The sequence below is a fragment of the Edaphosphingomonas haloaromaticamans genome (genome assembly GCF_001853345.1).
In the GTDB taxonomy this organism is placed as follows: domain Bacteria; phylum Pseudomonadota; class Alphaproteobacteria; order Sphingomonadales; family Sphingomonadaceae; genus Sphingomonas_E; species Sphingomonas_E fennica.
Map to the genome: position 1 here is coordinate 3,749,754 of NZ_MIPT01000001.1, position 2,422 is coordinate 3,752,175.

Annotated in this window: 3 protein-coding genes; 2 read left to right on the forward strand and 1 reads right to left on the reverse strand. The window is 69.9% G+C overall.

Annotation, left to right across the window (positions count from 1 at the left end; translation table 11 throughout):
• Together BHE75_RS17405 and BHE75_RS17410 are read left to right on the forward strand one after the other, a co-directional pair.
• Positions 1-1,180: flagellar hook-length control protein FliK (locus BHE75_RS17405; RefSeq protein WP_191225217.1), on the forward strand; the 1,180-nt coding region annotated here is incomplete at its 5' end.
• A 14-nt stretch (positions 1,181-1,194) separates the two neighbouring features.
• The gene (locus tag BHE75_RS17410) at positions 1,195-1,857 is read left to right on the forward strand and encodes a flagellar hook assembly protein FlgD (RefSeq protein WP_015458120.1); all 663 of its coding nucleotides are present in this window, start codon (positions 1,195-1,197) and stop codon (positions 1,855-1,857) included.
• 99 nt (positions 1,858-1,956) lie between these two features.
• Here the strand turns inward: BHE75_RS17410 and BHE75_RS17415 are convergent, their stop codons facing one another.
• The gene (locus tag BHE75_RS17415) at positions 1,957-2,361 is read right to left on the reverse strand and encodes a hypothetical protein (RefSeq protein ID WP_070934600.1); all 405 of its coding nucleotides are present in this window, start codon (positions 2,359-2,361) and stop codon (positions 1,957-1,959) included.
• Between the last annotated feature and the right edge of the window lie 61 nt (positions 2,362-2,422).

Genomic DNA, 2,422 nt, shown 5'->3' on the forward strand with positions numbered 1-2,422 from the left:
GCCCGATACGCAGGCCAGCCAGATCGCCCAGACGGCGGCCCCTTCCCTGCCCTTGCCTTCCGAACAGCCGGCTCCGGCCGACGATCCGGCGCCGGCCGGAGATGCCGTTGCCGAAGGCGAGGAACAGAGCCTGCTGCCGGATGCCGCCGGCACGATCCCGGCCGCACCGCGCGAGGCATCGGTGAAGACCGCGGCACAATCCGAGGTCGCACCGGCGACCCTGGCTTCGACCCGGTCGGACAAGCCGGCGGCGCCGGCCGCCCCGGCCAAGGACGTCGCCGAGATGCCCGTCGTCGCGGCGGACGCCGGCAACATGGATATCGCAGCAGACGATCATGGCGCCGACGATGACGGTGCCGATAAGGACGGAGCGCCGGTCGACATCGCCGGGGATGATAGCGCAACCCGGCCCGCCGCCCAGCCAATCGAGCCGCAGCGCCCGGCAACGGCGCTCGCGGCGGCGCCCTCCCTGGCGCCGGTCACGGCGGACGCCCCGATCGCGCCGGACAATCCCCTCGCCACGGCGGATGCCGAAGCAGCCGGCGTCTCCATCGAGGCGCGTCCCGCCGCCAGGCCGGCCGGAGAGACCGCGACGGCCGCCAACGCCGCCGCCGGGCAGGCCGCGCCGGACGGCCCCGATGGCCTACCTTCGCCGCTGTTCAGCCAGGCGCTGCCCGGCATCGCGCCTCGCGCGGTGGCCCATCCCTATGGCGCCGCCGCGCCGCATGCCCCCGCGCAGGCGGTCGTCACGGCCGAGGCCGGGCGGATCGGGCGCGAGATGGGCGTGGAGATCGCGCGTGGCATCTCCGCCGGCCGCAGCGAGGTGCTGATCCGGCTCGATCCGGCCGAGATGGGGCGGATCGACGTGCGCCTTTCCTTCGAGCGCGACGGCAGCCTGCGCGCGGTGATGGCCGCCGACAGCCCGATGGCGCTGGACATGCTGCGCCGGGAATCGAGCGATTTGAGCCGCGCGCTCGCCGATGCCGGCGTGCGGGCGGACGCCCAGTCCTTCCGCTTCGACAGCCGCGGCGGCGATGCCGGCTCGGCCTGGCAGCGCGGGCAGCAAGCTTTCGACGGCCGCGAGGCCCAGGGCGGTCCGGCCCTGGGCAGCGGCCCGACCGACGATCAACCCGCTTATCGTTCGCTGCGCGCCAGCGGCCGAGTGGACGTAAGGGCCTGAAGGGAACGACCGAGATGACGACCGTTTCGAATACCGACGCATCGACCATGAGCAACACGGCGAACCAGCAGGCCAAGAGCCAGATCGGCGCCGATTTCAACATGTTCCTGAAGCTGCTGACCGCGCAGATGCAGAATCAGGACCCGCTCGATCCCATGGACACGTCGGAATATACCCAGCAGCTCGTGCAATATTCGCAGGTCGAGCAATCGATCCAGCAGACCGACAAGCTGCAGCAGATCATCGGCAAGCTCGCCTCGCAGGACATGGCGCAGGCATCGAGCTTCATCGGCCGCGAGGCGCGGTTCGATTCGCCCGTGGCCGGCCTGGGCGAGGCGCCCGCGACCTGGACCTATTATGCCGATGGCCAGCCGGCCTCGATCGTCGCCACCGTCAAGGACGCGAAGGGCAAGGTCGTCAGCGAGAAGACGATCGAGGCGGACGCGCAGGGCCGCTACCAGTGGGACGGCACGCTGGCCGACGGCACCCGCGCCGCCGACGGCGCCTATACGCTGTCGATCGCCGCGCTCGACGCCAGCGGCAACAAGGTGCCCGTGACCATCAATTCGGTCGCCACCGTCAAGGATGTCGTGACCGACGGCACCAACGTGATGCTGGGCGTGAACGGCATTCGCATGTCGGTGAACGGGCTGGTGGCGATCTCCAACCCGGCCTGATCTCCCGGGCAGCCACGAAAAGAAACCCCGCGCCGATCGGTCGGCGCGGGGTTTTCTTTGCATCCTGCCCCGTCCGCGATCGAACGGAGGCTCGATCGATCAGGCGACGCGGGCGGTGTGCGGCACGGGCGCGTAGAGCCGCATCGTGGAGGAAATGCCCTGATGGGCCGGCGCCGCGCGGATATTGCGCTGGGCGCCCGGGGCGAGGGGGAGGCCGTCCCCGGCATCGGCCAGGTTGAAATCGGTGAGCGTGCAGCCGGCGATGCGCGCGGGCAGCGCAAGGGTTATCAGGCAATCTTCGATCGAAGGATCCTGGCGCGGGCCGAGGGTTTCTTCGACATCCTCGATCGTCAGGCCGCCCACGCTCATGCACCGCTCCGCGGCGGCATCCCAGAGCGCGCAGGCATCCTCGACCGATAGCTGGAGGGTGAGCCGGTAGTTCATTTCGGAATTTCCGGTGCCGGGATTATGGGCCGATCCTCCGGAAGCGACGCTGACGTTCATCAGAAAGAACCTCGTTCGATAATGTTCCGACTTCTGGTCTCGTCCTCCCCACTAGACGACG

Excerpts from the sequence above, each read along its gene's own strand:
- BHE75_RS17415 (WP_070934600.1), bottom strand. The coding sequence starts at position 2,361 with ATGAACGTCAGCGTCGCTTCCGGAGGATCGGCCCATAATCCCGGCACC.
- BHE75_RS17410 (WP_015458120.1), top strand. The coding sequence starts at position 1,195 with ATGACGACCGTTTCGAATACCGACGCATCGACCATGAGCAACACGGCG.